This is a genomic window from Actinoallomurus liliacearum, assembly GCF_039542035.1.
GTDB lineage: Bacteria > Actinomycetota > Actinomycetes > Streptosporangiales > Streptosporangiaceae > Actinoallomurus > Actinoallomurus liliacearum.
In genome coordinates, this window is record NZ_BAABHJ010000001.1 from 457857 (window position 1) to 480849 (window position 22993).

At 69.6% G+C, this 22993-nt stretch carries 18 protein-coding genes; 15 read left to right on the forward strand and 3 right to left on the reverse strand.

Going from position 1 to position 22993, the window contains the following annotated elements; genetic code table 11:
• Positions 1-28: 28 nt before the first annotated feature.
• Positions 29-970, reverse strand: coding sequence for a LysR family transcriptional regulator (locus ABD978_RS02160; RefSeq protein WP_345347269.1), 942 nt, complete (start codon positions 968-970; stop codon positions 29-31).
• A gap of 331 nt (positions 971-1301) precedes the next feature.
• Between ABD978_RS02160 and ABD978_RS02165 the strand changes: the two genes are divergently transcribed.
• The 10 genes from ABD978_RS02165 (at position 1302) to ABD978_RS02210 (ending at position 12806) form a co-directional block, all read left to right on the forward strand.
• Positions 1302-1934, forward strand: a complete 633-nt coding sequence (locus ABD978_RS02165) for an RraA family protein (RefSeq protein WP_345347272.1) — start codon at positions 1302-1304, stop codon at positions 1932-1934.
• Positions 1935-1954: 20 nt separating this feature from the next.
• On the forward strand, positions 1955-3049 hold the full coding sequence (locus ABD978_RS02170) for a M14 family metallopeptidase (protein ID WP_345347275.1): 1095 nt from the start codon (positions 1955-1957) through the stop codon (positions 3047-3049).
• 321 nt (positions 3050-3370) lie between these two features.
• The gene (locus ABD978_RS02175; protein ID WP_345347278.1) at positions 3371-4414 is read left to right on the forward strand and encodes an aspartate-semialdehyde dehydrogenase; all 1044 of its coding nucleotides are present in this window, start codon (positions 3371-3373) and stop codon (positions 4412-4414) included.
• A complete protein-coding gene (locus ABD978_RS02180; RefSeq protein ID WP_345347281.1) occupies positions 4414-5643 on the forward strand; it encodes an amino acid kinase family protein in 1230 nt (409 codons plus the stop codon). The genes ABD978_RS02175 and ABD978_RS02180 overlap by 1 nt, the downstream gene beginning before the upstream one ends.
• Positions 5644-5876: 233 nt before the next feature.
• Positions 5877-6956, forward strand: a complete 1080-nt coding sequence (locus ABD978_RS02185; RefSeq protein ID WP_345347284.1) for a hypothetical protein — start codon at positions 5877-5879, stop codon at positions 6954-6956.
• A 239-nt stretch (positions 6957-7195) separates the two neighbouring features.
• The gene (locus ABD978_RS02190; RefSeq protein WP_345347287.1) at positions 7196-8311 is read left to right on the forward strand and encodes a CgnE/CgnB domain-containing protein; all 1116 of its coding nucleotides are present in this window, start codon (positions 7196-7198) and stop codon (positions 8309-8311) included.
• A gap of 36 nt (positions 8312-8347) precedes the next feature.
• The gene (locus tag ABD978_RS02195; RefSeq protein ID WP_345347290.1) at positions 8348-9085 is read left to right on the forward strand and encodes a hypothetical protein; all 738 of its coding nucleotides are present in this window, start codon (positions 8348-8350) and stop codon (positions 9083-9085) included.
• Positions 9086-9119: 34 nt separating this feature from the next.
• Entirely contained in the window at positions 9120-9926 is an 807-nt protein-coding gene (locus ABD978_RS02200; protein WP_345347293.1) for a hypothetical protein, read from the forward strand.
• The gene (locus ABD978_RS02205) at positions 9923-11239 is read left to right on the forward strand and encodes a hydroxyacid-oxoacid transhydrogenase (protein WP_345347296.1); all 1317 of its coding nucleotides are present in this window, start codon (positions 9923-9925) and stop codon (positions 11237-11239) included. Before ABD978_RS02200 ends, ABD978_RS02205 begins: the two co-directional genes overlap by 4 nt.
• 97 nt (positions 11240-11336) lie before the next feature.
• The gene (locus ABD978_RS02210; RefSeq protein WP_345347299.1) at positions 11337-12806 is read left to right on the forward strand and encodes an aldehyde dehydrogenase family protein; all 1470 of its coding nucleotides are present in this window, start codon (positions 11337-11339) and stop codon (positions 12804-12806) included.
• A 55-nt stretch (positions 12807-12861) separates the two neighbouring features.
• Here the strand turns inward: ABD978_RS02210 and ABD978_RS02215 are convergent, their stop codons facing one another.
• Complete coding sequence (locus tag ABD978_RS02215) at positions 12862-13422, reverse strand: CGNR zinc finger domain-containing protein (protein WP_345347302.1); 561 nt, start codon at positions 13420-13422, stop codon at positions 12862-12864.
• 384 nt (positions 13423-13806) lie between these two features.
• Here ABD978_RS02215 and ABD978_RS02220 point away from each other — a divergent pair, with 384 nt between their 5' ends.
• From ABD978_RS02220 to ABD978_RS02240, 5 genes are all read left to right on the forward strand, one after another.
• Entirely contained in the window at positions 13807-14835 is a 1029-nt protein-coding gene (locus ABD978_RS02220; protein ID WP_345347305.1) for a methyltransferase domain-containing protein, read from the forward strand.
• Between the two features lie 297 nt (positions 14836-15132).
• Positions 15133-16389 (forward strand): ATP-grasp domain-containing protein, encoded by a 1257-nt coding sequence (locus ABD978_RS02225; protein WP_345347308.1) that lies wholly within the window; start codon positions 15133-15135, stop codon positions 16387-16389.
• A 10-nt stretch (positions 16390-16399) separates the two neighbouring features.
• The gene (locus ABD978_RS02230; RefSeq protein WP_345347311.1) at positions 16400-17659 is read left to right on the forward strand and encodes an ATP-grasp domain-containing protein; all 1260 of its coding nucleotides are present in this window, start codon (positions 16400-16402) and stop codon (positions 17657-17659) included.
• A complete protein-coding gene (locus ABD978_RS02235; RefSeq protein WP_345347314.1) occupies positions 17656-18930 on the forward strand; it encodes an MFS transporter in 1275 nt (424 codons plus the stop codon). Before ABD978_RS02230 ends, ABD978_RS02235 begins: the two co-directional genes overlap by 4 nt.
• Before the next feature lie 29 nt (positions 18931-18959).
• Positions 18960-21554 carry a M20/M25/M40 family metallo-hydrolase gene (locus ABD978_RS02240; RefSeq protein WP_345347317.1) on the forward strand — a complete coding sequence of 865 codons (2595 nt, stop codon included), beginning with the start codon at positions 18960-18962 and terminating at the stop codon, positions 21552-21554.
• A 171-nt stretch (positions 21555-21725) separates the two neighbouring features.
• On the opposite strand, the gene ABD978_RS02245 is transcribed toward ABD978_RS02240, so the two are convergent.
• Positions 21726-22991: a serine hydroxymethyltransferase gene (locus tag ABD978_RS02245; protein WP_345347321.1), complete on the reverse strand. Its 1266-nt coding sequence runs from the start codon at positions 22989-22991 to the stop codon at positions 21726-21728.
• Positions 22992-22993: the final 2 nt, after the last annotated feature.

A 22993-nucleotide genomic window follows, 5' to 3' on the forward strand; every position in this document is an offset into this window, starting at 1 on the left:
AGCGGGCCGTCTGCCGTGCTCCGGCACCTCAGATCCCGACCTGCGCGTATACGTGCTGGGGGCGTTCGGTGCGGGCGCCGTCGAGCAGCCACCCGCGTTCCCGGGCGAGCTTCATGGCGCACTCGACCACCGCCCGCACGTGGGACGACTTGTCGCCGGTGCGCCACAGCACCGACCACGGGTACACCGCGTCGGGCCCGACCAGCCGCCGCCACACCACCTGCGGCGAGGCAGGCACGCCCGACGCGGGTACGCAGTAGACGCAGCGGCCGCGGCTGACCGGCAGGAGGGCACCGTGGACGTGGTCGCTGCTGCCGTGGTAAGGCGTGGGAACGACGTCGGCCGACCGGCACAGTTCAATGACGAGCTGGTTGAACTCGGGCGTCTGGTCGTCGTCGGACAACATGACGCGTTCGTCGGCGAGCATCTTCACCGGGACGGTCTCCATCCCGGCGAGGCGATGGTCGGCCGAGACCAGCACTCCGAGGCGGTCCAGCCGGAAGACCTTGGACGCGATCTCCGGCGGCGTCAGGAAGGCGCGGCCGAAGCCCACGTCGAGCCGGCCGTCGCTCAGCCACTGGTACTGCTGGGGAAGACTGGCCCCGACCTGGTGGATCTTCAGATCCGGGAAGCGCTCCTGGACCTCGTTGAGGACCAGGGGCATCGAGTCGTACGAGGGGTCGAGGATGCCGACGCGCAGAGTGGGTCGTTCCCGTTCGCTCCTTGCGAGCGCGACCGCGCGGTCGACCTGAGCGAGGATCTTCCTGGCCTCGGCGAGGAAGGTCTTGCCGCAGCCGGTGAGCTTGACATGGTGGGTACTACGGTCCAAAAGGCGTACGCCCAGCTCTCGTTCCAGCAGGCGAAGCTGCTGGCTGAGTGCGGATTGGCCGATGTGGTGACGTTGAGCCGCCCGTCCGAAGTGTAGTTCCTCAGCGAGGATAACGAAGTAACGCAGCTGGCGAAGTTCCACGCAAACTCCCCAACAACTGGACCAATGATCTGCCGCTGCGATTATGCAACAGACAGTCCACGCACTCTGAGGTACCGATTTATGACTATGTGTCAGCTCGATTGTTTCGTTCCAACACGTCACTGATCGTTTTCCGGCGTCTACGGCATGAAGAGGCTCGTCAGGCCGCCGTTATCACCTGAGGTGATGACGTGTCCTGGTATCGTAATTTCCGTTATATACGGCCTTGGCGTTAACTACTGACCATCTTGTCGGATCAGGAGGCCAGCGGGTGTCAGGGCATGAAACACAGACCGGATCCGGCCAACTGACGACCACCCGGGGGCACCACATGGACGTTGACGATCTGTTTGATGTAGCGACCGTCTGCGATATATCCGACTCCTGTGATCAGCTCGGTGTGCCGTGCGTCCGCACGGGAAAGATCAGGCCCGTCTACGCAGGATGCGCTCCCTTCGCCGGCACGATCACCACGGTCTCGCTCCGGCCGGGCCGCGGCACGCGACTGACCTCCCTCATCCGGATCTTCGAGGACACGGAGGACGACGCGGTCCTCGTCGACCTGGGCGAGCGAACGGACGTGCAGTGCTGGGGCACCCTGCTCGCGACGGCCGCCCTGCGCTTCGGCGTGCGCGCCGCCCTGGTGAACGGCGCCACCCGCGACGCCGACCAACTCGCCGCGCTCGGGTTCCCGACGTTCGCCCGCGGCACCCATCCCGCGAGCATGCGGGGACGGCTCTCCCTCACCGGCATGGGGGGCGACGTCGTCGTCGAGGGCCGCCCGGTGATCTCCGGATGCGCCGTCGCGGCCGATCCGAATGGCGTGGTCTTCCTTCCGCGAGAGCACGCCGACAAGGTCTTCGATCTCGCTCGGCAAATCGCCGCGGCGGAACAGCGGCTGCTCGATCGGATCCGCAGCGTCAGCCGTCCGACCACCGAAGCGCTGGACACCATACTCCCCTGAGAAGGAACGGCGGTCACAGGATGAGCTACACGGCCCAGTTCGCCCAGACCTACACGCAGGCCCGCGAGATGTTCCTGGAAGCGGCGGACCTGGCCGGCGCGGACATCACCTCTTTCCTCAATGACTGCGGGAAAGCGCCCGACGGCGGCGAACTGCGCACGGATGTCGCCTGGATCGGCCCTCGCGACGCCGAATCGGTGCTCGTACTCGTCTCCGGCACACACGGCGTCGAGGGATTCTGTGGCTCCGCTTGTCAGATCGGATTTTTGCGCGAATCCATCCTTGATAAAGCGCCGACCGGAACCGCCGTCCTCATGGTCCACGCCCTTAATCCGTACGGCTTCGCCTACCAGCGGCGAGTCAATGAGGACAATATCGACCTCAACCGCAACTTCGTCGACCACGACGCTCCGCCGCACAACCCGGCGTACGACGAACTGCACGCCGCGCTGGTCCCGGCCTCGTGGACCGGCCCGGAGAAGACCGAGGCGAACCGCTTCCTCGCCGAGGTCGCCGCGGAGCACGGGCTGCGTTACCTCCAGGAGTCGATCACCCATGGGCAGTACCGTCATCCCGACGGCCTGTTCTACGGCGGCACCTCTCCGGCGTGGTCGCACCGGCTGCTCCGCACGATCGTCCACGACTTCCTGATCGGGTTCCCCCGGATCGCCTACATCGATCTGCACACCGGCCTGGGTCCACGGGGCTACGGCGAGCCGATCTTCCGCGGCGGGCTGGACAGCGGTGCCCTCGACCGGGCCCGCGCCTGGTACGGCGACCAGCTCACGATGTCCGAGGACGGGACGTCGAGCTCGACGCCGATCATCGGCAACACGGCGAGCCTGGTCGCCCGTGAGCTCTCCCCCGGCCAGGAGCTCACCGCGATCACGCTGGAGTTCGGCACCCTCTCCGGCGCCGAGGTGCTCGACGCTCTGCGCGCCGACAACTGGCTGCACCTGCAGGCCGACCCGGACCCCGAGCTCGCGGCGAGCATCAAGCTCCAGATCCGGAACGCCTTCTACCCGTCGGCGTGCGACTGGCGCAGCGCCGTCTGGTCGCGCGCCAAGGAGATCTTCGGGCAGGCCTTCTCGGTCGCCCGCCCCGTGGTCGGCTGATCGGAGTCCGCCCGCCTGAACTCGTCGCGGCCGGTCGTGCGCAGAGCGCGGCCGGCCGTGACGCATGTCAGGCCTAGAACGGCACGCGCATAGCCAGGACACCAAAAAAGCGACAAACGACCCTCCGCTCGTGCGGAGTAGCAGTCTGTCGCCTTTGCTCATATTTCCTGGCTTCCACTTCTATATGCCGACATGTAACTAGTTATAGCGGTTACGCTCTCCCTGGTACACCACTAGGCCGGGAACGGCCACGTCCCGGTCTTCCTCTCTCGGTGGCGCACGCGCGTCGCCGCTCTCACCACCAGGAAAGGAAGGTGCGCGATGCTGCGCACAGCCGTCGTGGGTGCGACTGGAGCCGTGGGGCGTGAACTCCTCGCCCTGTTGACCCGACCCGGTATGCCTCCCATACGCCTGTCGCCGGTCGCGTCCGCACGTTCAGCGGGGGTTGACATAGGCGCCCGGATAGGGCTCGACGCACAGATCGAACCGGTCCGTGCACTGAACGACGTTGATTTCGCCACCATGGACCTGGTCTTCTTCGCGGCCGGTGCGGAGGTGAGCCGCCAGGTCGCGGAGAAGGCCGCGGCGGCCGGCTGCCTGGTCATCGACAACAGTTCGGCGTTCCGGGCGCGCGAGGGCGTCCCGCTCACCGTTCCTCAGGTGAATCCCGAGAGCCTGCGGCACCGCCCGGAGTCCAACATCATCGCGAACCCGAACTGCTCGACCATCCAGCTGGTCCGGGCGCTCCACCCGATCCACCGGCTGGCCACACTGCGCCGGGTGTTCGTCTCGACGTACCAGGCCGCGTCGGGCGGTGGCCTGCGCGGGCTGGCCGAACTCGCCGACGACAGCCGGTCGGTCCTGGACGGGCGGGCGGATCTCGCTCCCGGCCGGTTCGGCCCGCCGCTCGCGTTCGACCTGGTCCCCCAGATCGGCCTGCTCGACGACCACGGCGCGGCCCACGAGGAGCGCAAGCTGCGGTCGGAACCCCGGAAGATCATGGGCCTGCCCGACCTGAGGGTCGACGCGACCGCCGTCCGGGTCCCGGTGTTCCACTGTCACTCCGAGGCCGTCCACGTCGACCTCGAACGACCGGTCTCGGCCGCCGAGGCCGAGGACGCCCTCGCCGCCACGGACGGCATCCGGCTCTACCGGTCCGGCGACGACCCGGCCTGCCCATCTCCGCGCACGGTCGAGGAGTCCGGCGCGGACCGCGCCCTCGTCCACGTGGGACGGGTCCGTGTCGACGAGTCGCAGCCGGGATCGCTGGCCATGTGGGTGGTCGCGGACAACCTCTGGGTCGGTGCCGCGTACAACGCGGTCGACATCATGCGCACCGCGCTCGACCATGGCTGGCTCGGCTGATGGGCGGGCCGTCCCCGGAGCGCCCGGCGGTCTTCAAGTTCGGCGGCGCCTGCTTCCTCGACCTGCCCGACTACCGCACCGTCGCCCGCTACATCGCCGGGCGGCTGGACGGATCGCGCCGGGTCGTCGCGGTGGTCAGCGCGATGTCGGGTACGACGGGCGCGCTGCAGAACGCCCAGCGGGAACTGCACGCCGATCCGCCCCCCGAGCTGGCGGCCTCCTTGTTGCTGACCGCCGACACCGTCAGCTCGCTGCTGCTCGCCACCGCCCTGTGCGAGCTCGGCGTACGCGCCCGGGCGATCGACGCGCACCAGCAGGGGCTGCACGCGACCGGCTCGCCCGAGCGGGCGAAGGTGGTGAGGATCGACCCGGCTCCCCTGTGGTCGGCGCTCGCCGGATGCGAGGTGGTCGTGGTCCCCGGCGGCCAGGCGGTGGACCGCGGAAGCCGCCCGGTGATGCTCGGGCGCAACAGCTCGGACCTGTCGGCGGTGGCCGCCGCCGTCGCGCTCGGCGCCGACCGTTGCGAGATCTTCTCCGACGTGCCCGGCGTCTACACGGCGGACCCCTATCTCCTGCCCGAGGCGCGCGTGCTGTCCTCCCTGGGGTACGGGGCCGCGCTGCGGATGACGCGCGCCGGCGCGAAGGTGCTGCATCCGCTCGCCGTCGAGCTGGCCGAACGCCACGCCCTGCCGATCCTGTGCCGCTCGCGTCCTCCGATCGCCAAGCGCGGCACGCTCATCTCCGGGTCCACCGCGCCGGTGGCGATCGTCGCCGACCAGCGGACCGACGTCTGGGCCTTCCCCGACGTCTCCGAACTCGAGCACGTGCAGGAGCGGCTGGCAAAAGAGGAGGACGGCGACCAGGTGAACGAGCCGGTCGTCGTGGACTACGAGGGCACCCGGCATCTGGCGATCGCCGGCGGCGACCCGCGCGGGATCGCCCACCGGGTCTGCGTCGCCGCGCCACACCGTCCGGAGCTGCGATTGATCACGACGGTGCACGGCGACCACGAGCCGGAACGCCATCTGGTGCCGGAGTCGCAGCTGGCGGAGGAGACCCGGCGCCGGCACGCGCGGCACTACCCCGACGTCAACGACCACCGCGGGGCCAAGCCGCGCTCGCCGCTGAGCGGCATCCTCACCGATCCGGCCAACATCACGGCCGCCGGCGGCGCCCTCCTCATCAACGACCAGCGCCCCACCGCGGAGGAGCCCGAGAAGACGACCTGATGACGGGGGAAACACACGCGTGACACGCGAGCGCGGCGCCGATTACGGCGCCGCGCTCCGCACGTCCGGGACCTATATATTGCGGCGAAAGGCATGTCAACAGCAGAGGCTCTGTTATTGCTTTCCTTGATGGCATCGTGAGCCGGGTTGACTCTCGAATCCCCGGATTGGAGTATCAAGACACGAAAACAAACGGAGATCGCCGCCATAACGGGTCCAGGAGAGGAAATCTCATGACTGAATCGATTGTCGTTGACCCGGCGAAACTACGTCAGTTCGGTGATCCGATGGACAGCGTGTTCTGTCTCGTCACCAACCCGGAGTACATGGACGAGATCTCGATCGTCGAGAGCGGTGGATACCGGGACTACCTGAAGATCCCCTTCAAGACGGGGGAGCGCTTCGAGGAGGTCCTCCCCGACCGGATCCCCGAGCCGGCGCACGTGCTCGCGATCTCTCCCGCGGCGTTCTTCGAATCCCCCATGCCGGAGCAGTTGGGCCCGCGTCGCAAGCTCATGGGAATGGCGTGCAACTCCACGCCGACCACCATGAAGACCATCAAGCATTTCATCGACGTGATGCAGCGGACCTCGCCTGAGGAGCAGGACGCCTTCTCCAACGGGTTCTTCGACAAACTCGAGAGGGCCGACCACCTGGTCTACGTCGACGAACGGCACGGCACCCGCGCCACGTTGCAGCACCTGCAGCCGGGGCTCGTGTGGAACCAGCAGGCCGGCGCGCTCGAATGGGGCGAGCAGCAGATCGTCCCGTCCGGCGAGATCAGCGTGCTGCCCACGCAGATCGTCGAGTTCCACGAGGACCTGCACCTGCCGATCGAGGGCGAGATCTGCTTCCGCGGCTACCCCATCCTGCACAGCGGCACGCCTTCCTTCTCGCGCCGCGACCAGGCGCGGCTCCACAGCCGGCTCTCGTCGATGAACCTGCACGGCGTCATCGCCACGGTCGAGAAGGGCGTCATCACGAGCCTGCGGGCCCACAATTCCGGTGCGCAGTCCGCCGTCGACATGCTGAACACGATGTTCGAGGTCGACTCCCGATACCGAATCGTCTGGGAAATGGGCCACGCGCTGAACACCAGCCTGGACATTCTTCCCGGCAACCACGCGATGAACGAGGTGTACGGCGGGACCGACGGCTGCCTGCACTGGGGCCTCGGACTCACCCCGTTCACGCAGTACCACCTGGACATCATCTCGCCCGATACGACGGTCTACACCGACACCGGTGAAGTGGTCCTCGGAAATCCCGGTGGTGGCCCCCCGGACCGCCTGGCCGTCTTCCCCAATTCCTAGCCACGCGCGCGGCTAGCAAGTGACCCTTCGAGCCCCGGGAGGAGGTGCCAAAATGGAGGAGAAGGACACCAAGATCGAGGTCCGCAAGAACAGCAACTACCTGGGCACGCTGCTCGGCTGAGCATGCCGGTAACAGCCTTCGGGCTCAGTGGTAGGGCAGGTGGACCGGCGCAAGCGGTCCACCTGCCCTCCCATCGTACTCCTCCGGAACACGCCGGCGAAGAATGGATTTGATCGAAATGAACGCGGAAAATGGACCTCAGGTCACCGTGCAGCCGAGCTCCTTCCGTCAGTTCGGCACGCCGGCGGACACCTTCTGCATCATCGTCGACGAGGAGTTCATCGACGATTTCTCCATCGTCCTCGCCCCCCCGTACACCCGGTGCATGATCGTCCCGATCGGGCCGGACGGCGACCTCGGCAAACTGCTGTCCACCGACGTCCCCGCGACCGCGGACGTCGTGGCCATCTGCCGCAACACCTTCCTGTCCTCGCCCGACGCGGCGACCATCGGCGCCGGCCGGCGGATCGTCGTGCTGCCCTGCGCGTCCACGCCGGTGACCGCGGACCAGATCCGCTACTTCCTCCGCGTCATCGAGCGCACCGATCCGACCGCCCAGGAAGCCGTCGCCGACCGGTTCTTCGAGGCCGTCAAGAACGCCTCCCACCTGCAGATCATCGACGCGGAACACGGGACATCGTGCCGGTTCGACCCCTTCGCCGGCGGTTACGTGTGGAACCAGCAGGCGGGCCTCCTCGGCCCCGGTGAGCAGCAGATCGCCCCGGCCGGCGAGCTGAGCGTGCTCCCGATGGACATCACCGAGTTCGACGAGGACCGGCGCCTGGCGCTGTCCGGCACACTCGTCCTACGGGGCTGGCCGATCGTCCACGCCGGATACGACCGGGCGCTCGACGCGGAACAGGCCGACCTGTACGAGCGGCTCGTCCCCCTGCGCAGGAACCCGCTGAAGCTGACCGTGGAGGACGGGAGCATCACCGACGTCCGCGACGCCGGCGGCACCGCCGAGGGCGCGGCGCTCGTCGCGGTGTTCGACGAGCTGTTCACCGAGGAGCCCCGCTACCGGTCGATCTGGGAGCTGGGCTTCGGCATCAACACCGGCATGGAGGTCAGCCCGGCGAACTGCGGGCTCAACGAGACCTACGGCGCCGCCGACGGGGTCGTGCACATCGGCCTGGGCCTGACGCCGTTCACGAAGTTCGCGCTGACCTTCATCTGCCCGGCCGCCTCCCTGGTCGACGACGCCGGAACGCGCGTCCTGGGAAACCGCGCGGTCGGCGAGCAGGGACGGCGGCGGGTCAACCGCGTCCGGAGCGCCAGCTGCGGCTGTCACTGAGGCATCGAACGAAATCTTCAACGACTGGAGGACACCGTGCAGCTGAAGACCACCCGCCCGGAGTTCCGGACCCGTGTCGACAAGTTCCTCGACACGGCGATCGCGGACTTCTACGAGAAGATCCCCTTCGCGCGTCACCAGCTCGAGGGCAAGGAGATCCACCTCGACTACTACCGGCGGCACAACATCGAGACGATCCTGCGGCTTCGCCGCAAGCGCACGATCGACGCGCTCGCCATCCGGTACTTCACCAAGGTCGACCCGGTCGCGGCGAAGGCGTGGTCGCACTACACCGACGACGAGATGCTGCACGACCGGCTGTTCGCCGCGGACCTGGAGAAGGTCGGCGTGTCGAAGGAGCAGATCTACTCAACCGAGCCGCTCCTGTCGACCAAGCTCCTCACCGGGTACCTGCAGTACGGCATCGAGTACGAGGGCACCCCGCTCGCGCTGCTGGTGAGCGTCTACTTCGTCGAGTACGTGACGACGCGCACCCAGCCGCAGTGGCTCGACAACCTGGAGAAGCGGCTCGGCCGGGAGAACATCAAGGGTCAGCGCGCCCACGTCGGCACGGACCTGGACGACCACCACGACGACTTCGTCTGGACCGTCCTTGAGACGATGGTCAAGAGCGACGAGGACGAGGACAAGGCGCTGCGGCACCTTCAGGACATCGCCCGCCTGTGGGAGATGTACTTCCTCGAGCTCTACAAGCTGACCGTGGACGAGAAGGCGACCATCGAGATCCCGGATCCGGTGGCCATCCCCGCGTGACCGTGATCGCCTCGACCGTCGGAAGGTGAGCCCCATGGCCGTGGCCGACACCGGGACTCTGGAGTTCAGCAACCTGGCACCGAGCCGCGGCCTGGCACCCGATGTCGAGGAGTGGATCGTCGACGGCCTGACCGAGGCGTTGCCGGCGCTCCGGATGAGGTCGCTGTTCGACCTCAGGCGCGACATGTTCAGGGACGCCGACCTGATCACGCTCGCGGTCGAGGGTTCCGGCCGTTCGGTGGTCGGTGCACTGTCGTCACGATGGTGCACCACACCGGCCGGCGGCCGGCTCCTGCACATCATGACCCAGTTCGTCGGCGAACGCCGCCAGGGTGACGGCATCGCGTTCGCCGGCACGTGGGGGCGTCACCTGGAGGGCGTGTACGGGCAGACCGCCGAGTTCCCCGACCTGTGGGTGCTCAAGACGTTCAACCCGATCGTCTACTGCGCGATGCGGTCCTTCACCCGCGTCCCGGGCGTGACGTTCTATCCCGACGTCGACGCCGAGCGGCAGGACCCGCGCATCGTACGGCGGGCCGAGCGGGTGGCCGCGACCGTCGCGCCCGGTCACAGCTTCTCCTCCTCGACGGGCGTCATCCGGGGCGCCGGGGAGCCCGCGGACCTCTACCCATGGCTGCCGGAGTCGCGCGAAGAGAAGGTCAACGACTACTTCGCCGCCACGACGCTGCCCGGCGACCGGATGCTGTGCATGCTCGGCGTTCCGACGCCGGAGGCGGCGGCGACGATCCTCCAGATCTTCGGACTGACGCCGGCGACGCCGGAGGTCCGCCTGGCGCGGTCTCTGCTCGACGATCCAGCGGATAACGGAAACGGAGCATGATGGACGACCGGACGGCATCTCGGGACGGCACCTCATACCCGCACGAGACGGTCATCACCTGGCAGGCGCCGCCGATCCGCATAGGCGCCGGCGCGACCGAGGAGATCGGGTACGAGCTGAGCCGCCTCGGCGTCGGCTCGGTGCTGATCGTGACCGACCCGAATGTCGCCCGCGTCGGACCCGTACGGCGCGTGCGCGAGCTGGTCGAGCGGGAGGGGATCGAGGCGACGGTCTTCGAGGACGTCCACGTCGAACCGTCCGACTCCGGCTGTGAGGAGGCCGCCCGCAAGCTGGCCGACCGGCCGGTGGACGGGTACGTCGCGGTCGGCGGCGGGAGCTCGATCGACACGGCGAAGGTGCTGAACCTCCTGCACAGCCATCCGGACATCCCGCTGCGCGACTACCTGAACAAGCCGATCGGCGCCGGCCGGGCCATTCCCGGCGCGCTCAAGCCGCTGGTGGCGATTCCGACGACGGCCGGAAGCGGCAGCGAGTGCACCGCGATGGTCGCGCTCGGCGTCACCGACCTGCGGGTCAAGACCGGGATCAGCGACCTGCGGCTGCGCCCCTCGGCCTCCATCATCGACCCGCTGAACACCCTGACCATGCCGTCGGCGGTCGCAGCCTCCTCTGGGTACGACGTCCTGACGCACGCCTGCGAGTCGTACACCGCGCGCCCGTACGACCGCCGCCCGCCGTACCCGTCCCCGGCCGGCCGGCCGATCTACATCGGTGCCAATCCGATCAGCGACGTCTGGGCGGAGAAGGCACTCGCGCTGATCGGAACGTACTTCCGCCGCTCCGTCCTCAACGCGTCGGACTTGGCGGCGCGCAGCGCGATGAGCCACGCGGCCGCGTACGCGGGCATGGGCTTCGGCAACGCCGGCACCCACATCCCGCACGCCTGCGCCTACCCGATCGCCGGCATGGTCACGGAGTACCGGCCGCGGGACTACATCACGGACCACGCGCTGGTCCCGCACGGCGAGTCGGTGATCGCCACCGCGCCCGCGGCGTTCGAGTTCACCTATCCGGCGGCGCCGGAGCGTCACCTGCGGGCCGCCGAACTGCTCGGCGCGTCCACGGCCGGGGTCACGATCCGGAACGGCGCCGACCTGCTCCCGCAGACGATCCTGGACATCATGCGGGACACCGGCGGGCCGAGCGGGGTGAGCGCCTTCGGGTACGGCGCCAAGGACATCCCGCTCCTGGTCGACGGCGCGGCCAAGCAGCAGCGCCTGCTCGTCGGATGCCCACGCGACGTCGGCGATGACGACCTGACCCGGATCTTCCACGCGTCGATGAAGTACTGATCTTCGGTTCATAACGAGATCGCGCCGGAGGTTGACACCCCGGTCGATCTGTCGGACTGATGTGAGTACCGAACGCTCGGCCTTTGGAGACAAGCCCATGCCCGTGGCATTCCAGGTACGGCAGGCGCTCATCGGCGGTAAACCGGTGGGAACCGACGACACCATCGACGTTCTGGATCCCTCGACCGGAGAAGTGTGCGCGCGCACGGTCCGGGGTGGTCCGCAGGAGATCGACCTCGCCGTGGCCTCGGCCCGGGACGCCTTCGAGACCGTGTGGCGGCACGCCTCCCCCGCCGACCGCGCTACGGCCTGCCGGCGGATCGCCGCCGCGATCCGCGAGCACCGCGCCGAACTCGCCGAGTTGGAGACGCTGGACACCGGCAAGCCGATCTCCCAGGCATACGTCGACGCCGATGCCGCGGCGCGCTACTTCGACTTCTACGCGGGGTGCGTCGAGGCGCTGTTCGGCGACACGCTGTTCTCCCAGCCCGACGTGGTCGCCTACACGCTGCTGGAGCCGTACGGCGTCTGCGGGCACATCATCCCGTGGAACTACCCGATGCAGGTCGTCGCCCGGACCATCGCCCCGGCGCTGGCCGCCGGGAACACCTGCGTGCTCAAGCCGGCGGAGGACGCCCCGCTGACGCCGATGCGCATCGCCGAGCTGGCCCTGGAGGCCGGGCTTCCGCCGGGCGTGTTCAACGTCGTGCCGGGCTACGGCGAGGAGGCCGGGGCGGCGCTGATCGAGCACCCGGGCGTCGACCACCTGGCGTTCACCGGGTCGCGGGAGGTGGGGACGCTGGTGATGAACGCCGCCGCCGCCAACATCGTCCCGGTGACCCTGGAGCTGGGCGGGAAGTCACCGCACCTGGTCTTCCCCGACTTCGACCAGGTTTCGGCGATCCCGCTGATCGTCTCGTCCATCACCGAGCACGCGGGCCAGAACTGCTCGGCCGGATCCCGGCTGCTGGTCCACGAGGCGGTGTACGACGCGACGATCACCGCGCTCACGGCGGCGTTCGGGCGCATGTCGATCGGTCCCGGGCGTACCGACCCGGACCTCGGCCCGCTCATCTCCGCCAAACAGCGCGAACGCGTGCTCGGCTACATCGAGCAGGGCAAGAAGGACGGCCGTCTCGTCACCGGCGGAGGGCCGCCGGACGATCCGGAGCTGGCCGGCGGCTTCTTCGTGCGGCCCACCATCTTCGACGAGATCTCCCCCGACTCGCGCACCGTGCGGGAGGAGATCTTCGGGCCGGTGCTGTGCGTCCTGCCCTTCCGGGACGCCGCGGAGGCCGTCGAACTGGCCAACCGCACGTCGTACGGGCTGAGCGCCGGCGTGTGGACCCGCGACGTCGGCCTGGCCCATCACCTGGCGCGGGAACTGCGCGTGGGTCAGGTCTTCGTCAACAATTACAGTGCGGCGGGCGGGGTCGAACTCCCCTTCGGCGGTTACAAACGGTCCGGGTTCGGCCGGGAGAAGGGTTTCGAGGCGCTCCGGGAATACTCCCAGTGCAAGGCCGTCGCGATCCGCGTCGGTCCGCCGTCACCGCACTCCGTGCGGTAGGGACCGCACGGTAATCGCGGGAATCAGGGAAATGCCGTAAGGCCTGGAGGCGGCGCTAGCCCGCGTGGGCCTTACGGTATTGCCGCACCTTGTGGCGGTTGCCGCACGCCTTCATGTCGCACCACTGGCGCTGACCGGGCCGGGACGTGTCGACGAACAGCAGCGAGCAGTCGGAGAAGGCGCACTCGCGGACCCGTTCGAGCCAGGGGCCGGTCAGCAGATCGATGGCGTCGCGCGCCACGGTGGCCAGGCCGGCCTCCACGGTGCGGGCCGAGCGCAGCGTGACCGATCGGGCGTCCGCCGACAGCTCGGGCGCGAAGTCGGGACGCCCCGCCCACGCGTTGACCAGCTCGACGTCGGCGCGCGCCGGCCCGCCGCGGGTACCGGGGTGGACGAGCCGGTAGAGGGCCTCGCGCAGCTCACGGGCGTCGTCGAGGCCGCTCTCCTGCGCGGGCACGTCGGCCGACAGGGACAGCGCCAGCCGGAACCAGCGCCCGAGGTCGGCGGGGGCCGCGAGGCGCTCAACGGGCTCCCGATAGCGCCCGCCCAGCGTGGCGGCGAAATCGAGGCAGAGCCGACCGCCCCTGAATCTGAACTCGAACTTGTTCTGCGGCAATTGTCATCAGCTCCGAAGCACAGTCTAGGCAACGCCCGGCCCCCGGAGGCGTTCATCGCTAAGTCTAATGGCTTCATCAGGCGCTCGAAACAGCGCGACCCGCCCACGGAAAGATCGTTAGAGGTAATATGCCCCCAAGCCCGGCCTCCCGCCGCCGGCGGCGCCGCTCATCGGCCTTCCCGCAGGTGACGGCCGCGAAAATGCCCATGGTGCACCAATTCGGCAAGACGTAAGTTCACCCGAAACCGCCGCCATACCCCAGAGACGGCGACCGAACAAGACGTCTAACAGTGATCAACTCTTTTGAAAATTACATCTGGTCAACTCGGTCTTCCTTCAATAACATCAGGCGAGCGTCCGAATTAATCGGTGACCGGAGGACTAATGTCCGCTGAAATGAACGGCGCCTTCGTGCCCGGCAACGACCTTCGAGCTCAGATCGAACAGCTGCGCCGCCATTCGCCGGGCGTCTACCGGCGCATCGACCTGGACCGCGTCGAGTCATGGGAATGCGAACGCGCGCGGAACGGCGCACACCGGGACGACTTCGACGCCGACACGGCGGGCGGCAGGGGTTCGAGCTATGTCCGCGCCCAGGTGCTCAATGTGGACGCGCGTGCGTACGGGATCGGCCGGTTGATGGAGCTGATGCGGCCGGCCCCCGGCGAGCAGGACACCGCGGACCGACGCACGATCGTCGACCTCTTGGGCGGCAACGGCCTGGTGCGGCAGGTCTGTGCCCGGCTCGGCATCCCCGACGTCGAGGTCGTGACCTGTGACGCGTCCCCGCACATGGTGCAGACCGCGTGGGCCGCGGGAATCCCGGCGCTGCTGCAACGCGCCGAGCGGCAGCTCTTCCAGACGGAGTCCGTCGACGGGGTGCTGCTCGCCTACGGCAGCCACCACATCCCCGCCGAGGACCGTGGCGTCGTCGCCGAGGACGCCTACCGCGTGCTCCGGCGGGGCGGAACGTTCCTGCTGCACGACTTCGAGGCGGGGTCGCCGATGGACACCTGGTTCACGACGGTCGTCGACCCCTATTCGCAGACGGGGCACGAGTTCGCCCACTTCACCGCCGACGAGATCCAGGAATACCTGATCAAGGCGGGATTCGACACGTACGAAGTCGTGGAGATCGACGATCCGTACACCGCGGTCGGGGAGACGCCCGAGACGGCAGAGCTCAACCTCGGCGAATACCTCGTGAACATGTACGGCCTGTGCCGGATTCAGGAAAGCCTGGGCGAGCAGGAGGCGTTCCGCTGGGCCTTGGACCGGGCGAAGCAGATATTCCAGTACGACAACGGCGACGGCGAGCCGCTGCGCGGCACCCTGGAATACGACAGCGATCTGCGGTCCTGGCGGATGACGATTCCGCGCAAGGCGCTCGTCGGGGTCGGCCGCAGACTCTGATCCGCGTCGCACGGCGCGGGTCCCGCCCGGCCGCGTCGCTTCCTGCGGCGCCTGCGGCGAGGCCGTAACCGGCCGCGGGACCCGCGCGGATCGGCGCCGAAACGCCGCCGTCGGCCCGGTGACCGGGCACGACACGCGGTACGCCGGCCTCCATCGCGGACTTTCGGCATTCATCCGGCATGCGCGCTGTTCCATCCCTAGGATGCCATGTAACCTCCCATAGTGGTTACAACGGCGAGGTCACCGACACGGGCCCTGCTCCTCGCCGGACACCCAGGCCGGACGACAAGGATCCCGATGGACCGTTACGCGATTATCGTTGACGCTTATCACATCCCATTCGGAAGCTCCCGGGGATTTGCTAGTGCTTTTCGGGATCGAGGTGTCACGCCGATCGCCGTCATGAGCACTCCGGAACCGATGGAGACGTTTCTTCCCCGATGGTTTCCCGATGACTTCGCCGCGATCCACTACTTCGACGGCGATTTCGAGAAACTCGTCGCGACGGTGAAGGGATACGACCCGATCTGCATCGTCCCCGGCCTCGAGCCGGGCGTCGAACTCGCCGGCGAGCTCGTCGACGCCGTGCTCCCCGGCACCGGGAACGTGCCGGGGTCGTCCCCCGTCCACCGCGACAAGGCCCTGATGGCCAAGTCCCTTGAGAGGGACGGGGTCCCGCACCTGCGGACGATCTGCTCCTCCGATCCGGAGGAGGTGGCCGACTGGCTCAAGAGCACCGGGCTCGAAGGCCGCCCGCTGGTCATCAAGCCCCCCAAGAGCAGCGGCGCCGAGGACGTCCGCCTGATCGAGGCGGGAGACGACTGGCGGCGGTACTTCGACCGGCTGCTCGGCACGCTCAACCACTACGGCCAGGTCAACGACAAGGTGATCATTCAGGAGTTCGCGGATGGCACCGAGTACATCGTCGACCTGTACTCCGTGAACGGGCAGCACGGCCTGGTCGACGTCTGCGTCTACCAGAAGCGCACGCGGGACGGCGAGATCGGCATCTACGACGTCGCCGACTTCCTCGCCCCGGACGACCCGGTCGTGCGGCCGCTGTGGGAGTACACCGCGCAGGCCGCCCACGCCTGCGGCATCCGCAACGGCTCCACGCACGCGGAGGTCATGCTCACGCCCGACGGCCCACGCCTGATCGAGCTCGCGGCCCGCTACTCGGGCAGCTGCATGATGATCTCCGGCTCGCTCGCCACCGGCGACAACCAGATCGACCGTACGGTGCGGCACTACGCCGACGGCGAGTACGTCCCGTGGTACGAGCTGCAGCAGGAGGTACGGACGGTCTGGCTCGCCGCCGAAAGCAACGGCGAGCTGCGCAACATCGACATCTTCGAGGAAGTACGGAAGATGCCGACGTTCTACGCGATGTCCCTGCCGGAGAACGGCAAGGTCGTCCCGCAGACGACGGGGATGAGCACGAGCCTGGGCTGGATCGTCCAAGGAGCGTCCGACTGGGACGCCATCGAGAAGGACTACCACCGCATCCGCGAACTGGAGCGCAGCCTCATCATCGAACCGGTGACGGAGCGCTGAGAGGGGCCTCGTGGCGACACTGGTAATCGGCTGCGGAGTCAAACTGATCAGCAGCCTGCAGGAGCAGATGCCGGGCGAGACCATGGTGGTCATCGAGCATCCGCAGGTGATCGAGCAGCGCGGCCTGCGAGAGAAGGCGAAGAGCCTGCCGACCGTCGAGGCGCTCGTGCCCTGCGACTACATCGGCCCGTTCGAGCCCCGCGCCCTGATCGACTCCCTGCCGGCCGGCACCGTGATCGAGCGGGTGCTGCCGGCCATCGACGAGATGACGACCGAGGCTTCGGCCCGCATCGCCGCCGAACTCGGCCTGCCCGGCGCGGGCGTACACGCGGCCGAGATCTTCCGGGACAAGCTGCGGCTGCGCGAGGTCGCCCACGCCGCCGGGATTCCCAACCCCCGGTGGCGCGAGGTGCACGACCTGGCCGGCCTGGAGAGGGCGGCGGGCGAGCTGGCCGGCGACGGGCCGGGCGGCGGCGGGCTCGTCCTCAAGCCGACCGGGCGGTCCGGCAGCCAGGGCGTCGTGCTCCTCGACCCGGGGGACGACCTGGCCGAGGCCTGGCGGCACACGACGACGGCCGAGGGCCGCGTACGGTTCGACCCGCCGCCGTTCACGCGCTACCTCGTCGAGGAACGCCTGCACGGCTCGGAGGTCAGCGTCGAGTGCCTCGTGGCCGGCGGGAAGGTCGTCTTCGGCAGCGTCACCGACAAGCGCGTGCTGCCCGGCCGCCATCCGGTCGAGATCGGACACGTGGTGCCCGCCCCGGTCGGCGCGGCCGTGCGGAAGGACCTGCTCGACGGGATACAGACCCTGGTCGACGCGTCGGGGTACGAGTTCGGCATCCTGCACTGCGAGTGGATGGTCACCGCGGCCGGCCCGGTACTGATCGAGTGCGCCGGGCGGCTGGCGGGCGACCGCATCACCGACTTGGTCCGGATCGCGTACGATTTCCCGCTCCTCGGCGCGTACGCCTCGCTGATGGGCCGTGACGGACCGGTCGGCGCGATCCCGGCCACGCCCGTACGCGCGGCGGCGGTGAAGTTCCTCACGGCCACGTCCGGTGTCCTGGACGGCGTCACCGGCCTCGACGAGGCGACCGCCGCGCCCGGCGTGCGGGCCGCCACGGTCACGGCCGCCCCGGGGGACCGCGTCGCCGCGCCCCGCGCCTCCCGCGACCGGATCGGCCACGTCATGGCCGTGGGCGACGACGCCGGCCAGGCGTGGGAGCGCGTCGAGAGCGCGGCCCGCCTGATCCGGGTCACGGTCCGGTGAGGCGGCCGAACCTGGGGGACGGCGCGTGGGCGTCCCCGAACGCCCGGCGCCTGCTGATCGTCTCGATCATCGACTCCACCGGCAACGGCGCGTTCACCTCGGCGTCGGTCGTGCTGTTCAGCGTCGTCCTGCACCTGACGCCGACGCAGATCGGACGCGGCCTGACGCTGGGCGCCTTCATCGGGCTCTTCTCATCCGTGCTGTGGGGCTCGCTCGCGGACCGGATCGGCGTGCGGGCGATCCTGCTGAGCATCCAGCTGTGGCGGGCGGCGGCCTTCATCGGATACGCCTTCATCCACAACTTCGCCGGATATGTCGCGGTCGCGGTGTTCCTGGGTCTGGCGGAGCGGGCCAGCCAGCCGATCCTGCTGTCGTTCGTCACCTCCGCCGTGGGAGAACAGAACCGGGTCAAGACGGCGGGCGCGCTGCGCAGCATCCGCAACGCGGGGTTCACGCTCGGCGCGCTGCTCGCGTCGCTCGCCCTGCTGTCCCCCGGCCGCGTCTCGCTGCTGTGCGTCGTCCTCGGCAACGCCGCGTCGTTCATCCTCGCCGCGGCGCTGCTGCGCGGCATCGTGCTGCAGAACCCGCCTAAGCCGGTGCGCAAGCCGAAGGGCGAGGCGCCCGACCGCGTGCGCACCCGCCCCGCGTTCCTCGTCTCGGCGGTGCTGACCGGGGTGCTCAGCATGCACCGGTTCATCCTGTCGATCGGCCTGCCGCTGTGGATCGTCTCGCGGCACCTGGTGCCCAAGCCGATGGTCAGCGTGCTGGTCGCGATCAACACCGTGCTCGTCGTCCTCCTGCAGGTGCGGATGACCCGGCAGACCGACGACGCGACCGGAGCGGCGCGGGCGCTGCGCAACGCGGGCTGGATGCTCCTCTGCTGCGCCCTGCTGCTCGTCGCGGCGGACGGTCACCTGCCGATCGCGCCCTGGACCGCCGGCGCCGTCCTCGTGGTCGGCACGCTCGCCCTGACCTTCGCCGAGATGTGGCAGGCGGCCGGCACCTGGGGGTTGTCCCTGCTGCTGTCCCCCGAGGCGTCCCGCACCCGCTTCCTGTCGGTCTTCAACCTCGGGACCTCGCTCCTCGACGTGACCGGCCCGTTCATCATCACCGCCCTCGTCCTGCCCACCGGGCGTACGGGCTGGATCGTGCTCGGCGTCGTCCTCGCGGCCGCCGGGGCGGTGTCCCCGCGGGTCTCGCGGTGGGCCGAACGGGAACGCGTCCGGCACGAGCGGCCGACCGTCGCGGCGGAGACGACCACCACGCCCTGACTTCACGACACGATTGGACCGGACCGAAGATGTTCCCTCACCTGGTGTTCGTCGGGGCGCGTCCCGAGATCATCGGCAAGCTCCTCGGTGTGCCCGTCACGCTGACCGCCATCGTGCGCACCGGCACCGACGAGACCTTCGAACGCAAGCTCGCGCTGCGGACGTTCAGCACCGACGTCACCGACGTCGACGCGCTGCTGGCCTGCGCCCGGGAGATCCACGCCTGGCGGCCGATCGACGCGATGATCGCGGCCACCGAGCACGCGCTGCTGCCCACCGCGATCGTGGGCGAGGCCCTCGGTGTCCGGGTGAACCCGGTCGAGGCCGTGACGCTCGCGCAGGACAAGGCGGCGATGCGGCGCCGGCTCGCCGAGCGCGGCGTCGAGACGATCGCCCACCGCGTCTGCACCGACGTCGAGGAGGTACGCGAGTTCCTCGACACCTGTCCCGGAGGCGTCCTCCTGAAGCCGGCCGACGGCAACGGGGGCCGGGGCGTCGCCCTCGTCCGGACTCCGGACGACATCCCGAACGCCTGGGCGCACACCGCGCCCGAGTCCCGCACGGCGGGCGTGCTCGCCGAGGAGTTCCTCACCGGGCTGGAGACCAGCGTCGAGACGATGAGCGCCGGCGGGCGGCACCGCGCGCTCATCGTCCCCGCCAAGCACACGTCGGGACCGCCGCACTTCGTCGAGATCGCGCACCAGATGCCGGGTGAGCACCCGCCCGAGGTCGTCAAGACGGCCACCGAGGCCGTGTTCGCCGCCCTCGACGCCATCGGCTACATGTGGGGCCCCACCAACACCGAGGTCATGATCGACGGCGACCGGGCCACCGTGGTCGAGATCAACCCTCGCTGGGGCGGGGCCCGGTACTGGGAGATGCTCGAGCTGGTCGTCGGCGTCGACATGGCCGAGGCCACCGCCCTGGCCTACGCGTACGACCGGCTGCCGGCCCCCTTCGACGTGCCGGCCGCGACGTGCGCCGTACGGCTCCTGACCCCGCCTCCCGGCCGGATCGTCGCGATCACCGGGCTGGACGAGGCCACCGCCGTCGACGGCGTCGTCCGCATCGGCGAGCTGAACCGGGTCGGCGACGTGATGCCCTCCCTCACCGACTTCCGGGGACGAGCCGGGTACGTCCTGGCGACCGGCCCCGACCGGCGGGCCGCGGCCGACATCGCCGAGCACGCCGCCTCCCTGATCGACATGCGGACGATCCCGGCCGCATCGAACGCGAAGGATGACGCCTCCATGCGCGACGACGTTCGGCAGACCCTGAGCAAGCTCCTGCCCGGCGTACGGTCCGACCTCGACGCCCTGATCCGGATCCCCTCCGTCAGCGCCGATCCCGCCCACGCGGCGGACGTACGGCGTTCGGCGGAGCTGACCGCGCGGCTGCTGAAGGAGGCGGGCGCGGCCGACGTGGAGATCCTCGACGACATCGAGGGCGGCCGCCCCGCGGTCGTCGCGCACTTCCCGGCGCCGCCGGACATGCCGACCGTGCTGCTGTACGCGCACCACGACGTCCAGCCGACCGGTGACCCCGGCGGCTGGACGAGCCCGCCGTTCGAGCCGGAGGAGCGGGACGGGCGCCTGTTCGCCCGTGGCTCGGCCGACGACAAGGCGGGCATCGCCGCCCACCTGGCCGTGCTCCGGTTCTTCGGCGGCCGGCCGCCGGTCGGCGTCACGGTCTTCGTCGAGGGTGAGGAGGAGATCGGCTCGCCGACGCTGGGCGCGTTCCTGGAACGGCACCGCGACAAGCTCACCGCGGACGTCTGCGTCCTCGCCGACTCCACGAACCTCGACGTCGGCACGCCGTCCCTCACGACGACCCTCCGTGGGATGACCGACGTCATCGTCGAGGTACGGGCACTGGAGCACAGCGTGCACTCCGGCATCTACGGCGGGGCCACCCCAGACGCCCTGACCGCGCTGTGCCGCCTGCTGGCCACCCTCCACGACGACGAGGGCCGGGTCGCCGTCGAGGGCCTCGTCTCGGCGCCCGCGCCCGCGGTGGACTACCCGGAGGAGCGGTTCCGCGCCGAGGCGGGCCTGCTCGACGGAGTCCGGCTGCTGGGCGACGGCACCGTCGCCGAACGCATCTGGACGAAGCCCGCGCTGACCGTGCTGGCCATCGACGCGACCCCGGTCGCCAAGGCGTCCAACACGCTCACCGCGACGGCCCGCGCCAAGGTCAGCCTCCGCCTCGCGCCGGGCGAGGACGCCCCGGCCGCGCAGCGGAAGCTGATCGAGCACCTGCGCGACCGTGCTCCCTGGGGCGTCGAGGTCGAGGTCACCGCGGGCAAGGCCGGCCGGCCGTACGCCGTCGACACCACGGGCCCGGCGTTCGAGGCGGCCCGCAGCGCCTACGGCCTGGCGTACGGCGGCGACCTCGTCCACGTCGGGATCGGCGGGACGATCCCGTTCATCGCGGAGTTCGCCGACGCCTTTCCCGACGCCGCGATCCTCGTCACCAGCGCGGGCTCCGACCCCGACTGCCGGGCGCACGGCCTCGACGAGAGCCTGCACCTGGGCGACTTCGAGAACGCCTGCCTGGCCCAGGTGCTGCTGCTCATCGAGCTGGCCCGCCAGAACGACAAGAACCAGCCGGCCCGCGCGATCTGACGGACCGGCCCATCGGCGAGGACGAGCCTGGCGGCGGCGCCGCCAGGCTCGTCGGCTCACCGCGCGACGGAGCGGGGGCAGGGACGGGCGCCGGGATCAGCGCTTCTCTCGGGACATGAGGGAAGAACCCGGCGTGCCGTCGGCTGCCGGGTCCTTCTCATCGGTCGCGGGTCAGGGCGTCGCGGCCCAGCCGGGCATGGGGAAACCCCCGAGCAGCTCGCGGATCTCCGCGGCGACCTTGTCGAGGGCCGCCTCGTCGTCGGCGGACGCGACGGCCTGGTCGATCGACGCCGCGACGAACGGCATGTGCTCCTCGGTGAGGCCGCGAGTCGTGATCGCGGCGGTGCCGAGCCGGATGCCCGACGGGTTCCACGGCTTGCGCGGGTCGAAGGGCACCGTGTTGAAGTTCAGCTCGATGCCCGCACGGTCGAGCGCCTTGGCCGCCGGCTTGCCGCCGATCTCCTTGTTCGTGAGGTCGATCAGGATGAGGTGGTTGTCGGTCCCACCGGAGACGAGGTCGAACCCGCGCTCGGTCAGCGCGGCGGCAAGGGCCCGGGCGTTCGCGACGATCTGGCGGGAGTACGCCTTGAAATCCTCCTGGGCGGCCTCTTTCAGCGCCACCGCGATCGCGGCGGTCGTGTGGTTGTGCGGGCCGCCCTGCAGGCCGGGGAAGACCGCCTTGTCGATCGCGGTGGCGTGCTCCTCGGTCGTCAGGATCATGGCGCCGCGCGGGCCGCGCAGGGTCTTGTGCGTCGTCGTGGTGATGACGTCCGCGTGCCCGACCGGCGACGGGTGCGCGCCGCCCGCGACGAGCCCGGCGATGTGCGCGATGTCCGCGACGAGGACGGCGCCGACCTCGCGGGCGATCTCGGCGAACGCTGGGAAGTCGATCGTCCGCGGGATCGCGGTGCCGCCGCAGAGGATGACCTTCGGGCGTTCCGCACGAGCGAGGTCGCGTACCTCGTCCAGGTCGATCCGGCCGGTCTCGCGGCCCACGCCGTAGTGCACCGGCCGCAGCCATTTGCCGGTGATCGACACGGGCGACCCGTGGGTGAGGTGACCGCCGTGGGCGAGCTCCAGCGACAGGAACGTGTCGCCCGGGTTCAGGAACGCCAGGTGGACGGCCAGGTTGGCAGGCGAGCCGGAGTACGGCTGGACGTTGGCGTGGGCGGCGCCGAACAACTCGCGGGCACGCGCCTTGGCCAGTTCCTCGACGGGGTCGACGACCTGCTGGCCCTCGTAGTAGCGCTTGCCGGGATAGCCCTCGGAGTACTTGTTGGTGAGGACGGAGCCGGTCGCCTCCAGCACGGCGGGCGAGACGTAGTTCTCCGAGGCGATGAGGCGGATCTTGTCGTGCTGCCGTTGCGCCTCGGCCTCGATCAGCCCGGCCACGTCGGGATCGGCGGCGGTGAGGTGGGACAGGGGCGGCTGGTGCATGG

Bases quoted from the DNA above. Each gene is read 5' to 3' on its own strand.
- ABD978_RS02165 (WP_345347272.1), top strand. From the start codon at position 1,302: ATGGACGTTGACGATCTGTTTGATGTAGCGACCGTCTGCGATATATCC.
- ABD978_RS02170 (WP_345347275.1), top strand. From the start codon at position 1,955: ATGAGCTACACGGCCCAGTTCGCCCAGACCTACACGCAGGCCCGCGAG.
- ABD978_RS02175 (WP_345347278.1), top strand. From the start codon at position 3,371: ATGCTGCGCACAGCCGTCGTGGGTGCGACTGGAGCCGTGGGGCGTGAA.
- ABD978_RS02180 (WP_345347281.1), top strand. From the start codon at position 4,414: ATGGGCGGGCCGTCCCCGGAGCGCCCGGCGGTCTTCAAGTTCGGCGGC.
- ABD978_RS02185 (WP_345347284.1), top strand. From the start codon at position 5,877: ATGACTGAATCGATTGTCGTTGACCCGGCGAAACTACGTCAGTTCGGT.
- ABD978_RS02190 (WP_345347287.1), top strand. From the start codon at position 7,196: ATGAACGCGGAAAATGGACCTCAGGTCACCGTGCAGCCGAGCTCCTTC.
- ABD978_RS02200 (WP_345347293.1), top strand. From the start codon at position 9,120: ATGGCCGTGGCCGACACCGGGACTCTGGAGTTCAGCAACCTGGCACCG.
- ABD978_RS02205 (WP_345347296.1), top strand. From the start codon at position 9,923: ATGATGGACGACCGGACGGCATCTCGGGACGGCACCTCATACCCGCAC.
- ABD978_RS02210 (WP_345347299.1), top strand. From the start codon at position 11,337: ATGCCCGTGGCATTCCAGGTACGGCAGGCGCTCATCGGCGGTAAACCG.
- ABD978_RS02220 (WP_345347305.1), top strand. From the start codon at position 13,807: ATGTCCGCTGAAATGAACGGCGCCTTCGTGCCCGGCAACGACCTTCGA.
- ABD978_RS02225 (WP_345347308.1), top strand. From the start codon at position 15,133: ATGGACCGTTACGCGATTATCGTTGACGCTTATCACATCCCATTCGGA.
- ABD978_RS02240 (WP_345347317.1), top strand. From the start codon at position 18,960: ATGTTCCCTCACCTGGTGTTCGTCGGGGCGCGTCCCGAGATCATCGGC.
- ABD978_RS02245 (WP_345347321.1), bottom strand. From the start codon at position 22,991: ATGCACCAGCCGCCCCTGTCCCACCTCACCGCCGCCGATCCCGACGTG.